Source organism: Cupriavidus basilensis, from assembly GCF_029335485.1.
GTDB classification, from domain to species: domain Bacteria; phylum Pseudomonadota; class Gammaproteobacteria; order Burkholderiales; family Burkholderiaceae; genus Cupriavidus; species Cupriavidus basilensis_E.
Window position 1 is genome coordinate 21,227 of the sequence record NZ_JARJLM010000385.1, and the last position, 18,800, is coordinate 40,026.

Genomic DNA, 18,800 nt, shown 5'->3' on the forward strand with positions numbered 1-18,800 from the left:
GGCTCCCGTCTCAGCGCCGGTCGATCTTGGGATCGAGCGCGTCGCGCAGGCCGTCGCCCAGCAGGTTGAAGGCCAGCACGGTCAGGAAGATGGCCAGGCTGGGGAAGATCGCCACGTGCGGCGCGGTCACCATGTCGGCCCGCGCCTCGTTGAGCATGGCGCCCCATTCCGGGGTTGGCGGCTGAGCGCCCAGGCCCAGGAAGGACAAGCTGGCCGCGGTGATGATCGAGGTGCCGATACGCATCGAGAAATACACCACGATGGACGAGATCGTACCCGGCAGGATGTGCCGCATCAGGATGGTGAAGTCGGACGCGCCGATGCTGCGCGCGGCTTCCACATAGGTCAGCCGCTTGAGCATCAACGTGTTGCCGCGCACCAGGCGGGCAAAGGCGGGGATGCTGAACACCGCCACCGCGAAAATCACGTTGGTCATGCCGTTGCCGAGGATGGCGACGATGCCGATCGCCAGCAGGATGCCGGGAAAAGCGAACAGCACGTCGGACACGCGCGTCACGATGCGGTCCCACCAGCCCTCGTAGTAGCCCGCCAGCAAGCCGAGCACGGTGCCCACCACGGCACCGATGATGACCGAGAAGAAACCCGCCGCCAGCGAGATGCGGGTACCCGCAAGAATGCGGCTGAAGATATCGCGCCCGAGCGAATCGACGCCGAACCAGTGGGCCGCCGAGGGACCGGCGTTGAGGGCGTCGTAGTCGAAGAAATTCTCGGGATCGTAAGGCACCAGGTGCGGGGCGAAGATCGCCACCGCCACCAGCAGCAGCACGAACGCGCCGGCGCCCAGCGCCAGGTGCTGCTTGCGGAATTTGCGCCAGAACTCGGTCCAGGGTGTGCGTACGGCTTCTTGCGTGGCCGCTGCCGGGGCGGCGTTGCCGCCGTCGGCGGGCGTGGATAGCTGGGTCATGCCGGCCTCCCTTACTTGTAACGAATGGCGGGGTTGATGACGGTGTACAGCACGTCGACCACCAGGTTGATCAGGATGAATTCGAGCGAGAACAGCAGCACCTCGGCCTGGATGACCGGATAGTCGCGCATCTCGACGGCATCCACCAGCAGGCGCCCGAGGCCCGGCCAGTTGAAGACTTTCTCGACCACGATCGAGCCGCCCAGCAGGAAGCCGAACTGCAGCCCCATCATGGTCACCACGGGAATCATGGCGTTGCGCAGGCAATGCTTGGCCACCACCAGGAACTCGCCTACGCCCTTGGCGCGCGCGGTGCGCACGAAATCCTCGTTCAGCACTTCGACGAAGGACGCGCGGGTGAAGCGGGCCATCACGGCGGCCACCGCGGCGCCCAGCGTGATCGACGGCAATACGTAGTGCCGCCAGGAATCGGCGCCGATCGAGGGCAGCCAGCCCAGCTGCACCGAGAACACCTCCATCAGCAGCATGCCGAGGGCGAAGGCCGGAAAGGAGATGCCGGACACCGCCAGCGTCATGCCCAGGCGGTCCGGCCAGCGATTGCGCCATACCGCCGAGCTGATCCCGATCACCATGCCGAAGATCACTGCCCACACCATCGAGGCCAGCGTCAGGTACAGCGTCGGCATGAAGCGCTCGCCGATTTCCTCGCTGACCGGACGCTTGGTGCGCAGCGAATTGCCGAACTCCCAGCGCACCGCGTTCGAGAAGAAATGCACGAACTGCTCGGGCAGCGGCTTGTCCAGGCCGAGATCCCGGCGCACCAGGTCCACCGTGGCCTGGTCGGCCTCCTGGCCGGCCGCGAGCCGGGCGGGGTCGCCCGGCAACAGGTGAACGAACAGGAACACCAGCACTGCCACGATCAGCAATGTGGGGATCACGCCCAGGAATCGTTTTAGAAAGTAATTCAGCATGATGCACCGGATGATTGAAGACCGTGAAGACCGCAGGCCGCCCGCCCTGCCCCCGCAGCCATGGGTGGGCGGCCTTGCACGGCTTGCTGCGCTGTACTGCCCTGACCGTTGCGCATTTCGCGCGACGTCGCGGGCGGTGCGGCCCATACGCAAGGCATGCACCGCGCGAAGCGCCATTGCGCCGTTGTGCCTATTGCCTGATGTCGATCTCGTCGAAGCTGAACGAACCGTCAGGCATCACGTAGGCACCGGTCAGGCGCTTGGCGCGCGCGAACAGCACCTTCTCGGTCACCAGGAATGCCCAGGGCGCGTCCTTCCAGATATGCTCCTGCGCGTCCTTGTACAGGCGAGCCTTCTCGGCGCGGTCGGTGGTGCGCAGGGCCCCGGCGATATCCGCGTCGACCTGGTCATTCTTGTAGTAGGCGGTATTCAGCTGCTTGGGCGGCATCGACTCCGAAGCCAGCAGCGGACGCAGTGCCCAGTCGGATTCGCCGGTCGACGACGACCAGCCCGTGTAATACATGCGCACGCCGGCATCCTCGGGCTTCTGCACGCTCTCCACCTTCTCCACGCGCTGGCCGGCCTCGAGCGCCTGCACTTGCGCCTTGATGCCCACCTGCTGCAATTGCTGCTGCACGAACTGGATCAGCTTCTGCGCGGTGGTGTGGTTATAGGCGGACCACAGCGTGGTCTCGAAGCCGTTCGGGTAGCCGGCCTCCTTCAGCAGCGCGCGCGCCTTGGCCGGGTCATAGGGCCAGGGGCCCAGCTTCTCGGCATAGTCCACGCCGGCCGGCACCACGCCGTCGGAAGGCGTCGCGTAGCCGGCAAAGGCGACCTTGGCCAGCGCCTCCTTGTTGATGGCGTAGTTGATGGCCTGGCGCACCCTGGGATCGTTGAACGGCTTCACCATGGTGTTCATGGTCAGGTAGCGCTGGATGATCGAGGGCGAGGCGATCAGGTCCACCTTGGGGCTGCCCTTGAGCACGGCAGCCTGTTCGAACGGGATGCTGAAGGCGAAATCCGCCTCGCCGGTCTGCATGATGGCGGCACGGGTATTGTTGTCCACCACCGGCTTCCAGGTGATGGTGTCGATCTTCGGGTAGCCGTGCTTCCAGTAGCCCGCGAACTTCTTGCCCTTGAGGTAATCGGTCTGCTTCCACTCGACGAACTCGAAGGGACCGGTGCCGACCGGGTGGAAGGCGATGTCCTTGCCGTACTTCTGCAGCGCGGCCGGCGAGATCATCACGGCGGACGGGTGGGCCAGCACGTTGATGAACGGCGAGAACGGCTCCTTCAGCGTGATCTTGACTGTGCCGGCGTCCACCACCTCGGTCTTGGCCACGCGGTTGAACAGCGTGTAGCGCTTGAGCTTGTTGGCGGGATTGGTGACGCGGTCCAGGTTGGCCTTGACGGCGGCGGCATCGAAGGCGGTGCCGTCGTGGAATTTCACGCCCTTCTTCAGCTTGATGGTGTAGGTCAGGCCGTCCTTGCTGGCTTCATAGCTTTCGGCCAGCACGTTGACCAGCTTCATGTCCTTGTCGAAGCCGAACAGGCCCTGGTAGAAGGATTTGCTGGCGGCCTGCGTCAGCGTGTCGTTGGCGTCGTATGGATCGAGCGTGGTAAAGGTGGAATACACCGCCATCACGGCGTCCTTGGCGGCAAAGGCCGGGCCTGCGCCGAGCGCGGCCAGGGCCAGGCCACCCGCGATGAGCCTGGAAGGGGCGAAACGGATCATGATCGATTCTCCTTGGGGTTGCGTCGGTTCAGTAGGCGCCGCCGATGGCGTGCCGTGCTACAAAATGATGGGAAGCCGGGTTGCCGCCGACCGCTACCAGCGGCTGCACCAGCGGCTCGTCGCCGAGCGCGCGGATCGGGCTGGGCATCTCGTCCGAGAGCGGCTCGCGCTTGAGGTGGCGGCGGGCCGGATCGGCGATCGGCACCGCCGCCATCAGCTTCCTGGTGTACGGGTGCTGCGGGTTCTCGAAGATGGCGCGGCGCGGGCCGATCTCGACGATCTGCCCCAGGAACATCACCGCCACGCGATGGCTCACGCGCTCCACCACCGCCATGTCGTGCGAGATGAAGAGGAAGGCGATGCCCATCTCGCGCTGCAGGTCGAGCATCAGGTTGACGATCTGCGCCTGGATGGAAACGTCCAGCGCGGATACCGATTCGTCGGCCACCACCACCTTCGGGTTCAGTGCCAGCGCGCGTGCGATACAGATGCGCTGGCGCTGGCCGCCGGAGAATTCGTGCGGATAGCGCGAAGCATGCGCGGCGGTCAGGCCCACCTTCTCCAGCAGCCAGGCCACACGCTGCTGGGCCTCCTTGCCGCTGGCCACCTTGTGCACCAGCAGCGGCTCCATGATGGAATAGCCCACCGGCACGCGCGGGTCGAGCGAGGCGAAGGGGTCCTGGAAGATGAACTGGATATTGCGGCGCAGGGTTTGCAGGGCGCTGCCATGCATCTTGCTGATGTCCTGTCCGTTGAATTCGATGCTGCCGCTCTGGCTATCGACCAGGCGCAGCAGCGAGCGGCCGGTGGTGGATTTGCCGCAGCCGGATTCCCCCACCAGCGCCAGCGTCTCGCCCGGGTAGAGATCGAAGCTGACGCGCTCCACCGCGTGCACGCGGCGCGTCACGCGGCCCAGCAGGCCGCCGGGCACGTCGAAGCGGGTCACCAGGTCGCGCACGCGCAGGATGGGCGTGGCATCCGCCGGCACCGTGTCCTGGGGCACCGGCGCCACCGGCTCGCCCTGGTCCAGTTGCACCAACGGGAACTTGGCAGGCCAATCGGTGCCGCGCATGGCGCCCAGCTTGGGCACCGCGGACAACAACGCGCGCGTGTACGGATGCGCGGGCTTGGCGAAGACCTGTTCCGAAGTGCCCTCTTCCACCTTCTCGCCCCGGTACATCACCAGCACGCGGTCGGCCACCTCGGCCACCACGCCCATGTCGTGGGTGATGAAGACCACGCCCATGTCCATCTCGGCCTGCAGGTTGCGGATCAGTTGCAGGATCTCGGCCTGGATGGTCACGTCCAGTGCGGTGGTGGGCTCGTCGGCAACCAGCAGCGCCGGCTTGCACGACAGCGCCATGGCAATCATCACGCGCTGACGCATGCCGCCGGAGAGCTGGTGCGGGTAGCGGTCCAGCACGCGGCGCGCCTCCGGGATACGCACGATCTCCAGCATGCGCAGCGCTTCGGCGCGTGCCTCGGCGCGGTTCTTGCCCTGGTGCAGGCGGATCGACTCGGCAATCTGCTCGCCCACCGGGAACACCGGGTTGAGCGAAGTCATCGGCTCCTGGAAGATCATCGCCACGTCGCTGCCGCGCACGCCGCGCATGGTTGCGCCGTCGGCACGGGCCAGGTCGATCACCTGGCCGTTGCGCCGGCGCAAGGCCATGCTGCCGCTGGCGATCTTGCCGCCGCCATGCTCCACCAGGCGCATCAGCGCCAGCGAGGTCACCGACTTGCCCGAGCCGGACTCGCCCACCACGGCCAGCGTTTCACCACGGTCGACGTGGAAGGACAGGTTGCGCACCGCGTCCACCGTGCGCTCCGAGGTGGAGAAACGCACGCTGAGATCGTTGACGGAGACCACGCGTTGCGGTGGCAGGACGATGGTCGACTTGGAAGAGGATGCAGCCACTGGGCCCCCTTGGTGCCTAGGTTGATGCTTTGCTTCGATGCTTGCCTGATGCGGTACCGGTGCCTCGCTCGCGCGCTCAGCCGTAGATCCACACATTGGCCGCTTCGCCCACCCGGGCGAAACCGCGGTACATGCCTTCCGTATTGAAGGGCAGCGTGACGTTGCCCTCGCGGTCCACGGCGATCAGGCCGCCGCGGCCATGGATGGCGGGCAGTTTCTCCATCACCACGCGGCGCGCGGCCTCTTCAAGCGGGAGGCCGGCATAGCGCATCTGCGCCGCCACGTCATACGCGGCCACGGTGCGGATGAACATTTCGCCGGTGCCGGTAGTGGAAACCGCAGCCACGTCGTCGGCAAAGCAACCGGCGCCGACAATGGGCGTATCGCCCACGCGCCCCACCTGCTTGTTGGTAACACCGCCCGTGGACGTCGCCGCAGCCAGGCGCCCCTGGGCATCGAAAGCCACCGCCCCTACCGTGCCGAACTTGCTGTCCGGATCGATGGGCTCGGCGGCCAGCGTGGCGGCATCGTGGTCCAGCAGGGTCATGCCGCTGGCGGCGCGGGCGCGCTGCCACTGCTCGGTGCGCGCCTGGGTGAAGTAGTAGTCGGGCGTCACCAGTGCCAGGCCCTGCGCCTGGGCAAAGGCCTCCGCACCCTCGCCGGCGAACAGCACGTGCTCGCTCTTCTCCATCACCGCGCGCGCAGCCAGCACCGGATTGCGCAGCCGCTTGACGCAGGCCACCGCACCGGCGCCCAGCGTGGCGCCATCCATGATGGCGGCATCCAGCTCGTAGGTGCCGGCGTGGGTCAGCACCGCGCCGCGGCCGGCATTGAACAGCGGGCAGTCCTCGAGCAGGCGCACCGCCTCGGTGACGGCGTCGAGCGCGCTGCCGCCCTCGGCCAGCACGCGCTGGCCGGCTTCAAGCACGGCGCCGAGCGCGGCGGTGTATTCGGCTTCCCTGGCGGGGTCCATGGCGGCACGGGTGATGGTGCCGGCGCCACCGTGGATGGCAATCACTGGCGTATTCATTCGGATTCGATTCACGATGCGTTCGGGGAAGTCGTCTTGCGGCGTGCCGGGGCACTCTTCTTGCGGCCCTCGGCCGCCTCGTCCTGGCGCTGCTCGCGGGCGTCGCGCTCCTGTCCGGGCGGCACGCCATGCAGCCACGGCAGCAGGAATTCCGTCATCTCGGCGGCCGCCTTGACGGCATGCGCGGCGCGATACGCCACCGCGCCACACAGCGCTTCGATAAAGGCCAGCACCGCCGTGTCCGAGTTGGCGGACAGCTGGCGCCCGGAATGCGCATACAGCGCGATATCCGCCAGCGCCGCCAACGGCGAGGTGGGCCCGTCGGTCAGGGCCATGATGCGTGCGCCGCGCGAGCGGGCGCGCCGGGCAATGGTCACGGTGTCATATACATAGCGCGGGAAGCCGATCACGATCAGCAGGTCGCTGGGCTGCAGCTTGTACAGCTGGCGCGCTGCGGTCGACGCGCCGCCCGCTCCCGACACCGAAATCACGGTACGGCAGGACATATCCAGCCCATGCTGCAACAGCCCGGCCAGGAAGCCGCTGGCGCCGAAGCCCACCACGAAGATGCGCTCGGCCGCCCGGATGGCCTCCACCGCGCGTTCGCATGCATCGGCATCGAGCGCGCGCCGCGTGGCTTCGAGATTGCGCACGTCCTCTTCCAGCGAGGCGGCAAACACCTCGGCCACCGTGGCCGGACGCGCCAATTCGGTGCGAAGTTTCTCAACCGGTGCAAGCGTGGCCTCGAAACCGCGCACCAGTTCGGCGCGGAACTGCGGGTAGCCCTCGAATCCGAGCGCGCGCGAGAAGCGATTGGCGGTGGCGACCGATACCTCGACCGCATCGGCGAATTCGTCGATGCGCATGGTGGCGGCGCGGAACGGGTTGCCCAGTACATATTCCGCCATGCGCTGGTGCGCCGGCGTCAGCGTCGGCAGGGCACGGGCAATACGCTCGGTGACCGAGGGACCGCTGGTGTCGCTGCTGTTGCTGCTGCCGGTATTGCCGTTTGAACCGTTGATGTCTTTGGACATGGCACGTGCAGTGGGTTGGTCGGCGATGCGCGCCGCCGGAAACAAAACATGGATCCGGTGCGCATCCATGTAAATAAATTTACACGCAAAGCCTATGCCATGAAAATAGAGTTTTACCAGCCCAAGGGTTTCCACCTAGGGCCTGGCGCTGCCAATACCGTCCCGCGCCGCCCCCGCTGCACTTGCCAGCCCTGTCCGCGCGCCGCGCGCCGGCCATTCGGGGGTGCCGCCATGCGAAGCGGCTACAATGCCGGGTTGCCCCGGGTCATGCCGGGGCCGGATTGACCGAACGCCCAGACCCGCTCTTCTCCAGCCTTTCCCCTCCCGTGATCCGAATCGACCAGCTAGTCCTCCAGCGCGGCACCAAGGTGCTGTTCGACCACACCAGCGTGACGCTGAACCCCGGCGAGCGCGTCGGCCTTGTCGGTGCCAACGGCAGCGGCAAGTCGACCCTGTTCGCCATGCTGCGCGGCGAACTGCAGGCGGACGGCGGCGACGTAGCCATCCCGCCGCAGTGGCGCACCGCCCACGTGGCGCAGGAAACCCCGGCGGTCATGCGCAGCGCGGTGGAATACGTGATCGACGGCGATACCCGCCTGCGCGACATCGAAGCGCGCATCGCCGCGGCCCAGGCCAGTGGCGACGGCAGCGCCGAGGGTGACGCCCACGCTGCCTTCGCCGATGCCGATGGCTATACCGCGCCGGCGCGCGCCGAGGCCCTGTTGCTCGGGCTGGGCTTCACGCTGCCGCAGGTGTCGCAGCCGGTGGCCTCGTTCTCGGGCGGCTGGCGCATGCGGCTGAACCTGGCCCAGGCGCTGATGTGCCCGTCCGACCTGCTGCTGCTCGACGAACCCACCAATCACCTGGATCTGGACGCCATCGTCTGGCTGGAAGACTGGCTGGCACGCTATCCCGGCACGCTGGTGATGATTTCTCACGATCGCGAATTCCTCGACGCGATCTGCAATGTCACGGTGCATATCGAGAACCAGCAATTGCGCCGCTACGGCGGCAACTACAGCCAGTTCGAGACCCTGCGCCTGCAGCAGATGGCCTTGCAGCAGTCAGCCTACTCGCGCCAGCAGAAGGAGATCGCCCATCTCGAGTCCTTCATCACCCGCTTCAAGGCCAAGGCCAGCAAGGCGCGTCAAGCGCAGAGCCGGGTCAAGGCGCTGGAGAAGATGGAGCGGCTGGCGCCGGTGCATATCGCCGCGGGCTTTGCCTTCGAGTTCCGCGAACCCGATTCGGCGCCCAACCCGATGATGGTGCTGGAAGGCGTGGACTGCGGCTATCCCGCCCCCGCGCCGCACGCGCCGCCGGTGACCATCCTGCACAATCTCACGCTGTCGATCCAGACCGGCCAGCGCATCGGCCTCCTGGGCGCCAACGGCCAGGGCAAGTCGACGCTGGTGAAGACGCTGGCCGGCTCGCAGGAAGCACTGGCCGGCACGCTGCGCCTGGGCAAGGGCCTGCAGATCGGCTACTTTGCCCAGCACCAGCTGGAAACGCTGCGCGACCACGAATCGCCGCTGCAGCACCTGGCCCGGCTGGCGCCGGACACCCGCGAGCAGGAACTGCGCGACTTCCTCGGCAGCTTCAACTTTCGCGGCGACATGGCGACCGCCTCGATCGAGCCGTTCTCCGGCGGCGAAAAGGCCCGCCTGGCGCTGTCGCTGATCGTCTGGCAGAAGCCCAACCTGCTGCTGCTCGACGAACCGACCAACCACCTGGACCTCGACACCCGCGAGGCGCTCACCATGGCGCTGGCGCAATTCGAAGGCACGCTGATCGTGGTCTCGCACGATCGCCATCTGCTGCGGGCCACCACCGACCAGTTCATCCTGGTGGCGGACGGCACCATCCAGCCCTTCGACGGCGACCTGGACGATTACCGCGACTGGCTGCTCAAGCAGGCCGCGGCCAAGCGCAATGCGGCCAGCGCCGCCCACTCGCAGGCGGATGGAGAAGCCGCGGCAACCTCGAACGCCAATCGCCGCGACCAGCGCCGCGCCGAGGCCGACGAACGCCAGCGCCTGACGCAGTTGCGCAAGCCGCTGACCAAGGAGCTGGAAAAAGTGGAGAAGCGCATGGCCGTGCTGCAGCAGGCCAAGGCCGAGATCGACGCCTTCATGGCCGACGAGACCAGCTACGCCGAAGCCAACAAGACCAGGCTGATGGAGATGCTCAAGCGCCAGGGCGAAGTCGGCGGCGAGCTGGATACGCTGGAAGAACGCTGGCTGGAGCTGCAGGAGCAGATCGAGCAGATCGTGTGAGGGATGCCGGGGGCGCCAGCCCCCGGATACGCGCGCCGGCGGCAGCCGGCGGCGCCAGGAATCTCAGCGGTAGTTCTTCTCGCGCCGGATCATGCCGACCGCCAGCGTGGCGGTCAGGATAAACAGCCAGATCAGCGACCACGCCGGAAGCGACAGGCCCAGGATCGGCGGCAGCGGCGTGGTGCACATGCCGTCCGAGAAGAACACCTGCGGCAGGATCTTGGCGGTAGGCAGCTGGTTGACCCAGTTTTCCAGCGGATCGATGCCGCAGCTGGCCTTGGGGTTGAGCAGCAGCGATACGTGATAGGCCGCCACCGCGATGCCCGCCACGCCGGAAAGCATGCCCAGGCCCTGCCACAGGCTGCGCGTGTTCTGCGCGATGGCAGCAAGCAGCGAGAACAGGCCGATGCCGACGAAGGCAAAACGCTGCATCACGCACAGCGGGCAAGGTTGATAGCCCTCGACATGCTGCAGGTAGAGGGCATAGCCGACCAGTCCGAACGAAACCACGGCGATCAGCAAGAAGAAACTGCGGGAATTGGCTTGCATAGCTCACTAGCAAAAAGGGCCGTACGGCGCCCGCCGGAGCGAAAGGCAGGCAGCGCAAGGACGTCCATCGGTGCGCGCGTCCGGCCAACCGCCTGGCACGCGCAATACGAGGCACATTATTACCGATTTTGGGATACGGCCCCGCAGGAACCCCCTGCGACCGGCACCGCGCCGCTTGCGGCGGATTGACGCAGACCGCTATGGTCCCGCGCCGGGCGCAATCGTTTGCGGCGCCATCGCCCCCCGCCGCTGCCCTCCTCAAGCACCCGCGCCTAGCGTGCGCAGCGTGGCGGGCACGATGCGCCGGTGCAGCGGCGCGACGAACAGCATATAGACGCGCCCCAGCGCATTGCGGTTGTGCACCACCGTGGACACCGCCACCGCGGGCTGCCCGCCGGCGGCCGGCTCCGGCGGCTCCAGCTTGCACACCGAGATCTTCACCTCGAGGTGCTTGTCCGCGTCGCCCAGCACCACCTCGCGCTCCGACAGCGCGAGCAGCGAAAAGATGCCGACGCGATCGCCCACGCGGTAGGCGCTGGCCGGCTTGCCGGCATCGATATCGCCAAGGTGGCCAAGGTCCTTCAGCCCGAACAGCACCACCACGCGGTTGCGCAGGGACATCAGGCGAGTCACCCAGGCCGGCGTGCGCGACACGATCCCCAGGTAGATTTCCAGCGCGGATTGCCTCGCATCGGGCACGGCCACCCGGTAGGCGTCGAAGAAATCGGCGCTGGCGAGGCTGGGTGCGAGCAGGCTGGAGGCGGGTACGTCGATGACAGTGACAGGCTGGCGCATGGCTCGCGTGTGGTGGGTGGATGACCGGCACAGTATAGCGGCCAGCCTCCCGCGTGCGTCCCCTTCAGGGTGTCCCACCGTCGCCGTACAGCCCGCGCCAGCGCTCCGAAGACAAGCGGTACAGCCAATGCAAACGCAGCGGACTATCCTGCGCGACCGCGGGGTGCTCGAAGGTTCCGTCCGCCACCATGCCGAGCCGCTCCATCAAGGCCCGCGAAGGTGCATTGGGCAGCGCGGTGAACGAGACGATTTCCGCCAGCGCCAGCCGCTCGAAGCCAAAACGCAGGGCGGCCAGCGCCGCCTCCATGGCATAGCCCTGCCCCCAGTACGCCGGGGCCAGGCGCCAGCCGATTTCCACGCAGGGAGAGAACGGCAGTGTCCATGCAGGTTCGTGCAGACCGACCATGCCGACAAAGACGCCATCCGGCTTGCGCTCGACGGCCCAGAAACCCCAGCCGCGCCCCGCGATCAGCGACTGGCAGCGCAGCGCCATGGCATCGCTGGCGGCGCGGTCCAGCGGCGCGGGGAAGTGCGCCATGGCCAGCGGGTCGGCATTGAGCGCGGCAAAGGGCGCGAAATCTGCCTTGCGCCACTGCCGCAGGCGCAGGCGGGCGGTCTCCAGCGCGAGCGGTTCATTGCCGGCCGCGCCAGCCAAGCAAGCCTGTTGATCGGGCATGGTGTCGATGTCTCCCTTGCTCAGTGCGCAGCCGCGCCCTGCCGGCTGCGCTCGCAGGCCTTCACTCCAGATGCCGTACCCGGTCGATGGCTTGCTCCAGCCGCTCGACCGCCACCACCTCCAGGCCCTCGATCTTCTGCTTGGGCGCATTGGCCTTCGGGATCACGGCCATCGAGAAGCCCAGCTTGGCGGCCTCGCGCAAACGCTCCTGCCCGCGCGGGCTGGGCCGGATCTCGCCGGCCAGGCCGATTTCGCCGAAGACCACCAGCCCGCGCGGCAGCGGCTTGTTGCGCATCGAGGAATGGATGGCCAGCAGCACCGCCAGGTCGGCCGCCGGCTCGGTGATCTTGACCCCGCCCACGGCGTTGAGGAACACGTCCTGGTCGAAGCAGGCAATGCCGGCATGGCGGTGCAGCACCGCCAGCAGCATGGCCAGCCGGTTCTGCTCCAGCCCCACGGCCAGGCGCCGCGGGTTCGGCACATTCGCGGTATCCACCAGCGCCTGCACCTCCACCAGCAGCGGCCGCGTGCCCTCCTGCGTCACCAGCACGCAGGAGCCGGGCACCACCTGCTCGTGCTGCGACAGGAACAGCGCGGAAGGATTGCTGACGCCGCGCAGGCCGCGCTCGGTCATGGCGAACACGCCCAGCTCGTTGACGGCGCCAAAGCGGTTCTTGAAGGCGCGGATCAGGCGGTGCGAGGAATGCGTGTCGCCCTCGAAGTACAGCACGGTATCGACGATGTGCTCGAGCACGCGCGGCCCCGCCAGGCTGCCGTCCTTGGTCACATGGCCGACCAGGATGATGGTGACGCCCGTGCTCTTGGCGATGCGGGTCAACTGGGCCGCACACTCGCGCACCTGGGCCACCGAGCCCGGCGCCGAGGTCAGCGCCTCCGAGAACAGCGTCTGGATCGAGTCGATCACCGCCACCTCGGGCTTTTCCGACTCCAGCGCGGCCTGGATCTTCTCCAGCTGGATCTCGGCCAGCAGCGCCATGTGCGGGCTGTCGACGCCGAGGCGCTGCGCCCGCAAGGCGATCTGCGCGCCGGATTCCTCGCCGCTCACGTATAGCACGCGCCGCTCCGAGGCCAGGTTGGCCAGGGCCTGCAACAGCAGCGTGGACTTGCCGATGCCGGGATCGCCGCCGATCAGCACCACCCCGCCCGACACCAGGCCGCCGCCCAGCACGCGGTCGAACTCATCGATGCCGCTGGAGAAGCGCGGCACGTCGGCGGCGTCGATTTCCGACAGGCGCCGCACCGTGGCGGACGCGGCCAGCGGCTGGAAACGCTTGGCCGAGGCGGTTTCCGCCACGCTCTCCACCAGCGTGTTCCATTGCTGGCAATGCGGGCACTGGCCTTGCCAGCGCGGCGAAGTGCCGCCGCATTCGGTACAGGTGTAGACGTTCTTGGGCTTGGCCAACTTGGGGAGTCCTCGGGAATGCGGATATGGATGCGGATGTGCCGATGTATCGGCACTTGCTGCCCTGATGCGCAGGCGATGAGCGCGCTGGGCACGCCCCGGCAGTTTCGTGCGGCGCAAGCGCCATACCGGGACGGCTGCCCATGCTGGTGCGTCACGCCGGGACTAAGCCGCAGTGTTCCGGGCAACCGCCCAGGCATTCAGGCGTTCACGCCAGCGCCTGCTGCTCCGGCGCGGTCAGGGTCGCCACCGTGACCGGCACCCGCGGCGCCAGCGCGCACATCAGCTCGTAGCCCACGGTACCGCTGGCCTCGGCGACATCGTCGATCGGCAGGCCCTGGCCCCAAAGGGTCACGGCGCTGCCCACCCTGGCCTTCGGGCAGGGCGTCAGGTCGACGCAGATCATGTCCATCGACACACGGCCCACCAGACGGGTGCGCACGCCATCGACCAGCACCGGCGCCGGCTTGTCGCCCCAGCCCGCGGCATGGCGCGGATAGCCGTCGGCATAGCCGCAGGCCACCACGCCGATGCGCATCGGCCGCTCGGCCTTGAACAGCGAGCCATAGCCCACGGTATCGCCCGGCTGCAGGTCCTGCACCGAAATCAGTTCGCTGTGCAGCGACATCGCCGGCTGCAGGCCAAAACTGGCAACATCGGCCGCATGGCCCGTGGGCGAGCCGCCATACAGCACCACCCCCGGCCGGACCCACGCACGATGGGCCTGGGGATGCCACAGCGTGGCCGCCGAATTGGACAGGCTGGCTTCGCCGGGCAGGTTGGCGGTGGTGGCGTCGAACACGGCCAGCTGGTGCGCGATACCGCGCGCGCTATCGGCATCGGAAAAGTGTGTCATGTGCACGATGCTGCCCACGCAGGACAGCGTCCGCGCGCGCTCCCAGGCGGCCCGGTACTGGTCCGGGCGGAAGCCCAGGCGGTTCATGCCGGTATTGAGCTTGAGCTGGATCGCCAGCGGCCCCTTGGGCCTCGCCACCTCCAGCATGCGCAGCTGCTCCTCGCAATGCACCGATGTGGTGAGGCGGTACTGCTCGAGCAAGGGTACGTCCTGCGGCTGGAAGAAACCTTCCAGCAACAGGATCGGGCCTTGCCAGCCCAGCTCGCGCATCAGCACAGCTTCATTCAGGTCGAGCAGGCCGAAACCATCGGCGGCGCGCAAGCCGGCGAAGGCACGGCGGATGCCGTGGCCATAGGCATTGGCCTTGACCACGGCCCAGGCGCGCGACTGCGGCGCGCAACGACGTACTACGTCCAGGTTGTTGGCAAGGGCCGGTTGATGGATGACAGCGTGAATGGGTCTTGGCATGGGATCGCTTCTGCTTCTGGAGGCCTGCGGCGCGGGAGCCCGGCGGGGTGTCCCGGCCGGCTGGCCGGACCGCTCCCGCGGCCTCTATGCACCATATCCGGGAAGACCCGGTACGCGCGGCGCGCCGCACAGCCGTTATTTGAACACATTCGAGCAAACATTTAGGGAATCGAAACGCGCTTGCGCTGTCCAACCGGCGGGCCGGAGAAGCTCGGAATCGACTTATTTTCGTGTTATAAAGCCGGACGTTCTTCCGGCCATGTTTTCAAAGTGATGCAATATGTCTAACAGGGTCAGGCAAGCTGCTCGGCACTCGCAAAGCCAGCGTGAACATCACTTTGACAACGCGGCGGGCCCAGGTTCCCCAGAGGCAATGACAGCGCCAGGCGGCGCGCTGCTGCCTGTCCTGTACGGTAATAGCGATGGAGATAGAGTCCAAAGTATGAAGAAGGGTTTTTATACCATCATGGCCGCGCAGTTCTTCTCTTCGCTGGCCGACAACGCGCTCCTCATCGCCGCCATCGCCCTTCTCACCGAATTGCATTCCCCGCAGTGGATGACCCCGCTGCTCAAGTTGTTCTTCGTGCTCTCCTACGTCGTGCTGGCGGCCTTCGTGGGCGCCTTTGCCGACTCGATGCCGAAGGGCAAGGTGATGTTCATCACGAACACCATCAAGATCGCCGGTTGCGCCATCATGATGTTCGGGCTGCACCCGCTGCTGGCCTATGGCATCGTCGGCTTCGGCGCCGCGGCGTACTCGCCGGCCAAGTACGGCATCCTGACTGAGCTGCTGCCGCCCGAGAAGCTCGTTGCCGCCAATGGCTGGATCGAAGGCCTCACGGTGAGCTCGATCATCCTCGGCACCGTGGTGGGCGGCGCGCTGATTTCCGTGCACGTCTCGAAGCTGCTGCTGGGCATCGACGTCCCCTACATCGACACCGGCATCCGCACGCCGGCCGAGGCGGCGATGGTGGTGATCATGCTGTTCTACGTGATCGCGGCCGTCTTCAACCTCTTCATCCCGGAAACCGGGGCCCGCTATCCCCAGCAGGAAAAGAACCCGATCAGGCTGATCGCCGAATTTGGCGATTGCTTTGTCGCGCTGTGGCGCGACAAGCTCGGCCAGATCTCGCTGGCAGTGACCACGCTGTTCTGGGGCGTCGGCGCCACGCTCCAATTCATCGTCCTCAAATGGGCCGAGAAATCGCTTGGACTCAACCTCTCCCAAAGCGCCCTGCTGCAAGCAGTCGTAGCGGTAGGGGTCGCGGTGGGCGCCATCCTTGCGGCAGCGCGTATTCCGCTGCGCCGATCGCTCTCCGTACTGCCGTTCGGCGTCGCCATGGGCGGGGTCGTCATGCTGATGGCCTTCTACACCAAGGATACGATGCCGGCTGTCATGCTTGACCTGTTCGGCCTGCATATGCCGCTCTACATGGCGATCGCCTACGTGTTCCTGATGGTCGTGGGCGGCATGTCGGGCTACTTTGTCGTACCGATGAATGCCTTGCTGCAGCACCGGGGCCACGTACTCCTGTCGGCCGGCCATTCGATTGCCGTGCAGAATTTCAACGAGAACGTTTCGGTACTGCTGATGCTGTGCCTCTACGCCCTGCTGATCAAACTGAATGCGCCAATAGGCCTGGTGATCGTAGCCCTTGGCCTGTTTATCTGCATCACGATGCTGCTGGTCATGCGCCTGCACCGCTACAACGTGCGGACCTTCAATTCGCTCGCCATGATCGGCGAGGATAAACACCACTGACGGGACCGGCGGGGCCGGCTCAGCCGGCCTGCCTGGCGATGCGCTCGCGCGCGCGCTCCTCCCACCCTGGCGGCACCACAAAACCGCGCGTGCGTTCCCGCCACATGCCAGGCTGCCCGGCCGGCTCCACTTCGCACAGCATCACCGGCGCCTCGCGGCGCCAGTTCTTATCGTGGTGCGTCTCGGCAAAGCGTAGCGCAAGCGCCTCATGGACCGCCTCCGCGGTCTCGGTATGGGCCTGCGCCACCCTGGCTGGCGCCATCCATGCCGAACGCGGCAGCCGGTACCAGCGCGAGCCGTCGCGCGCGCGGGCCCAGTCCGACCAGTCCTGCAAGCTGGACCACCAGCCGTGCAGGTGATCCGGCGCAATGCCCAGCCGGGCGATGTCCGCAGGCACCACGCCGTCCCGGTAGAACAGCCACCCCAGCAGGTACACCTCGCTGCGGTCGACCGGCCGCCCCAGCAGCGCGAGGGCCTCAGGGGTGTGCGACAGCGGCAGCTGGCGGCGCACGATATGCTCAAGCTTGTCGCCGAGCCGATCCACCAGGTTGGGGCCGACGAAACAACGCCGCTCCAGGACGGCGTTGCCGCGTCCATCCTCGCTGCCATCCCCGCTTCCCGGCATGCCGCCTGCAGCCGGCACAGGCTCGACCAGCAGGTAAAACTTGGCCGCCATCTCCCAATGCACGGTGGCGCCGCTGGCCACGTCGCGCCAGACGAAATCCAGTTCGCCCAGCGTCTGCACGCCGTGCGAACCCACGCGGCGCACCGGCAGGTTGGCGGCCAGCAGTTCCAGGCCTTCGGCGTGTTCCAACGTGAACTGGAGGAGGCGTTCGGCGTGGCGGCCCAGCCTCAGGCTGGGCGCGGGTGCCGTATCCGGCGCGCGCGGCTGCTGCAGGCCGGCCGCAAGCTCCGCAATGGTGGGGGGAAGCAAGGCCGGGTCGGCTCCAGCCAGCCAGCGCTGCCAGGCCGCCAGGGCCCCTTCCGGCCAGCGCGCCAGGGCGGTCTCGGGGACAGGGGAAGTCCCGTTCAGCAAAGGCCCGGCCGCGTCGTCCGCGGGCAGGAATGCCAGCAAGGGGGGCGACAACGAGCACCAGGCCAGCTCGCGCAGGCGCTGCGAGGCGGCATGGCGCCACAGCGGCGCCAGGTCGATGGCGCCGCCGGGGCTCAGCGCGAACTCAGGCCTGGGCTCCCGCACGGGCGTGTACCTCGCGGGCCAGGCACAAGTCTTCCCAGGCGCGAGCCTTGTCGGACAGCGTGCGCAACAGGTAGGCCGGATGGTAGGTCACCACCACCGGAATGCCTTCGTAGCTGTGCACGCTGCCGCGCAGCTTGCCGATCGGCGTGGTGGTGCGCAGCAGGGACTGGGCCGCGAAGCGGCCCAGCACCACGATCAGCTTGGGCTGGATCAGCGCGATCTGGCGGCGCAGGTAAGGCTCGCACTGCGCGATTTCCTCCGGCTCGGGATTGCGGTTGCCCGGAGGACGGCACTTCATCACGTTGGCGATAAACACATTGCGCCCCCGCGCCAGTCCCACGGCGGACAGCATATTGTCGAGCAGCTTGCCGGCCTGGCCGACGAAGGGCTCGCCCTGCTTGTCCTCGTTTTCACCGGGAGCCTCGCCCACCAGCATCCATTCGGCCTGGCGGTCGCCCACCCCAAACACAGTCTGGGTGCGGCCATGGCACAACTGGCAATCCATGCAGCCGGAGACGCGTTGCTCCAGCGACGCCCAGTCCAGCGCGGCGATGCTGGCGGTGCGCGCCGCCAGCGGCTCGCCGGCTGGCGCGGGCGCAAGTCCGGATGCCGGCTCGGCTTCCCGCTCGAACCCGGCGTCGTCATCCGGGAGTGCAACCGGTTCCGGCGCAAGGCGAACAGGAACAGGCACCGGATCAGGAAGCGGGGCCTGCGCCTGTGCCATCCCGGCCGCCGCCTCGCTGTCCTCTGCCCACGCGGACGGCGCCGCCTGCGCTGGCGGTTCGTCCAGGCCGGCATCGGCTGGCATCCCGGCAACGGCCTCGCCTGCCGGCACGGCGTGCACCGCTTCCCGTGGTGCCTTGCCGGCGCCGTCGAACACGATCTGATCGGCAGGGGCGGCCTGCGCGAGCGCCATGTCAGCGGATGGCACTTCCATCGCCGGCGGCGCCGGTTCGCGGCGCAATACCCACTCGTCAGCGATGCCTAGGACTTCGAGGAACCTGGCGCGACGGCTCATGGCATGGCCTCCAGAGGCGCCCAGGCCCGGCGCAGCACCAGGGCGTCCTCGCGTACCTGCCCGGCGGCCGGGTAGTAGCCCTTGCGCCGTCCTATTTCGGCAAAACCCGCCTGCCGGTACAACGCAATCGCGCCGCCGTTGGAGGGCCGCACTTCCAGCAGCATGGTGTACAGGCGATGCGCGTGCGAAGTCGCCAGGGCCACCGCCA

15 protein-coding genes and 1 pseudogene are annotated in these 18,800 nt (G+C 67.4%); 2 read left to right on the forward strand and 14 right to left on the reverse strand.

Annotated elements, in window-relative coordinates; genetic code table 11:
* Positions 1 to 10: 10 nt before the first annotated feature.
* From gsiD to P3W85_RS22955, 6 genes are all read right to left on the reverse strand, one after another.
* Positions 11 to 925 (reverse strand): glutathione ABC transporter permease GsiD, encoded by a 915-nt coding sequence (gene gsiD / locus P3W85_RS22930; RefSeq protein ID WP_017229145.1) that lies wholly within the window; start codon positions 923 to 925, stop codon positions 11 to 13.
* A gap of 11 nt (positions 926 to 936) precedes the next feature.
* Positions 937 to 1,857 carry a glutathione ABC transporter permease GsiC gene (gene gsiC / locus P3W85_RS22935; RefSeq protein ID WP_276266470.1) on the reverse strand — a complete coding sequence of 307 codons (921 nt, stop codon included), beginning with the start codon at positions 1,855 to 1,857 and terminating at the stop codon, positions 937 to 939.
* A 190-nt stretch (positions 1,858 to 2,047) separates the two neighbouring features.
* Positions 2,048 to 3,592: a glutathione ABC transporter substrate-binding protein GsiB gene (gene gsiB / locus P3W85_RS22940; protein WP_017229147.1), complete on the reverse strand. Its 1,545-nt coding sequence runs from the start codon at positions 3,590 to 3,592 to the stop codon at positions 2,048 to 2,050.
* A 28-nt stretch (positions 3,593 to 3,620) separates the two neighbouring features.
* On the reverse strand, positions 3,621 to 5,510 hold the full coding sequence (locus tag P3W85_RS22945) for a dipeptide ABC transporter ATP-binding protein (RefSeq protein WP_276266471.1): 1,890 nt from the start codon (positions 5,508 to 5,510) through the stop codon (positions 3,621 to 3,623).
* A gap of 76 nt (positions 5,511 to 5,586) precedes the next feature.
* Positions 5,587 to 6,540: an isoaspartyl peptidase/L-asparaginase family protein gene (locus P3W85_RS22950; protein ID WP_017229149.1), complete on the reverse strand. Its 954-nt coding sequence runs from the start codon at positions 6,538 to 6,540 to the stop codon at positions 5,587 to 5,589.
* 11 nt (positions 6,541 to 6,551) lie between these two features.
* Positions 6,552 to 7,574: a MurR/RpiR family transcriptional regulator gene (locus P3W85_RS22955; RefSeq protein ID WP_051078554.1), complete on the reverse strand. Its 1,023-nt coding sequence runs from the start codon at positions 7,572 to 7,574 to the stop codon at positions 6,552 to 6,554.
* A 326-nt stretch (positions 7,575 to 7,900) separates the two neighbouring features.
* On the opposite strand from P3W85_RS22955, the gene P3W85_RS22960 reads away from it, so the two are divergent.
* The gene (locus P3W85_RS22960) at positions 7,901 to 9,847 is read left to right on the forward strand and encodes an ATP-binding cassette domain-containing protein (protein WP_276266477.1); all 1,947 of its coding nucleotides are present in this window, start codon (positions 7,901 to 7,903) and stop codon (positions 9,845 to 9,847) included.
* 63 nt (positions 9,848 to 9,910) lie between these two features.
* On the opposite strand, the gene P3W85_RS22965 is transcribed toward P3W85_RS22960, so the two are convergent.
* From P3W85_RS22965 to alr, 5 genes are all read right to left on the reverse strand, one after another.
* Positions 9,911 to 10,396 (reverse strand): disulfide bond formation protein B, encoded by a 486-nt coding sequence (locus tag P3W85_RS22965; protein WP_017229152.1) that lies wholly within the window; start codon positions 10,394 to 10,396, stop codon positions 9,911 to 9,913.
* A 258-nt stretch (positions 10,397 to 10,654) separates the two neighbouring features.
* Entirely contained in the window at positions 10,655 to 11,191 is a 537-nt protein-coding gene (locus tag P3W85_RS22970) for a DUF2867 domain-containing protein (protein ID WP_276266472.1), read from the reverse strand.
* A gap of 64 nt (positions 11,192 to 11,255) precedes the next feature.
* A complete protein-coding gene (locus P3W85_RS22975; protein ID WP_051078555.1) occupies positions 11,256 to 11,867 on the reverse strand; it encodes a GNAT family N-acetyltransferase in 612 nt (203 codons plus the stop codon).
* 61 nt (positions 11,868 to 11,928) lie between these two features.
* Positions 11,929 to 13,290 carry a DNA repair protein RadA gene (radA, locus tag P3W85_RS22980; protein WP_017229155.1) on the reverse strand — a complete coding sequence of 454 codons (1,362 nt, stop codon included), beginning with the start codon at positions 13,288 to 13,290 and terminating at the stop codon, positions 11,929 to 11,931.
* Between the two features lie 208 nt (positions 13,291 to 13,498).
* Positions 13,499 to 14,614, reverse strand: a complete 1,116-nt coding sequence (alr, locus tag P3W85_RS22985) for an alanine racemase (RefSeq protein WP_276266473.1) — start codon at positions 14,612 to 14,614, stop codon at positions 13,499 to 13,501.
* A 442-nt stretch (positions 14,615 to 15,056) separates the two neighbouring features.
* On the opposite strand from alr, the gene lplT reads away from it, so the two are divergent.
* Positions 15,057 to 16,376 (forward strand): lysophospholipid transporter LplT, encoded by a 1,320-nt coding sequence (gene lplT / locus P3W85_RS22990; protein WP_017229157.1) that lies wholly within the window; start codon positions 15,057 to 15,059, stop codon positions 16,374 to 16,376.
* Between the two features lie 19 nt (positions 16,377 to 16,395).
* On the opposite strand, the gene P3W85_RS22995 is transcribed toward lplT, so the two are convergent.
* The 3 genes and pseudogenes from P3W85_RS22995 to P3W85_RS23005 form a co-directional block, all read right to left on the reverse strand.
* Entirely contained in the window at positions 16,396 to 17,574 is a 1,179-nt protein-coding gene (locus tag P3W85_RS22995; protein ID WP_276266474.1) for a DUF1853 family protein, read from the reverse strand.
* Positions 17,555 to 18,592 (reverse strand): uracil-DNA glycosylase, encoded by a 1,038-nt coding sequence (locus P3W85_RS23000; protein WP_276266475.1) that lies wholly within the window; start codon positions 18,590 to 18,592, stop codon positions 17,555 to 17,557. Before P3W85_RS23000 ends, P3W85_RS22995 begins: the two co-directional genes overlap by 20 nt.
* Positions 18,589 to 18,800, reverse strand: a pseudogene (locus P3W85_RS23005) (ribosomal protein S18-alanine N-acetyltransferase); the annotation flags it as partial. The gene P3W85_RS23000 and the pseudogene P3W85_RS23005, both read right to left, overlap by 4 nt.

What these genes read in the sequence shown, in the direction of transcription:
- gsiD (WP_017229145.1), bottom strand. Translation starts at nt 925, where the DNA reads ATGACCCAGCTATCCACGCCCGCCGACGGCGGCAACGCCGCCCCGGCA.
- gsiC (WP_276266470.1), bottom strand. Translation starts at nt 1,857, where the DNA reads ATGCTGAATTACTTTCTAAAACGATTCCTGGGCGTGATCCCCACATTG.
- gsiB (WP_017229147.1), bottom strand. Translation starts at nt 3,592, where the DNA reads ATGATCCGTTTCGCCCCTTCCAGGCTCATCGCGGGTGGCCTGGCCCTG.
- P3W85_RS22950 (WP_017229149.1), bottom strand. Translation starts at nt 6,540, where the DNA reads ATGAATACGCCAGTGATTGCCATCCACGGTGGCGCCGGCACCATCACC.
- P3W85_RS22955 (WP_051078554.1), bottom strand. Translation starts at nt 7,574, where the DNA reads ATGTCCAAAGACATCAACGGTTCAAACGGCAATACCGGCAGCAGCAAC.
- P3W85_RS22965 (WP_017229152.1), bottom strand. Translation starts at nt 10,396, where the DNA reads ATGCAAGCCAATTCCCGCAGTTTCTTCTTGCTGATCGCCGTGGTTTCG.
- P3W85_RS22970 (WP_276266472.1), bottom strand. Translation starts at nt 11,191, where the DNA reads ATGCGCCAGCCTGTCACTGTCATCGACGTACCCGCCTCCAGCCTGCTC.
- P3W85_RS22975 (WP_051078555.1), bottom strand. Translation starts at nt 11,867, where the DNA reads ATGCCCGATCAACAGGCTTGCTTGGCTGGCGCGGCCGGCAATGAACCG.
- alr (WP_276266473.1), bottom strand. Translation starts at nt 14,614, where the DNA reads ATGCCAAGACCCATTCACGCTGTCATCCATCAACCGGCCCTTGCCAAC.
- lplT (WP_017229157.1), top strand. Translation starts at nt 15,057, where the DNA reads ATGAAGAAGGGTTTTTATACCATCATGGCCGCGCAGTTCTTCTCTTCG.
- P3W85_RS23000 (WP_276266475.1), bottom strand. Translation starts at nt 18,592, where the DNA reads ATGAGCCGTCGCGCCAGGTTCCTCGAAGTCCTAGGCATCGCTGACGAG.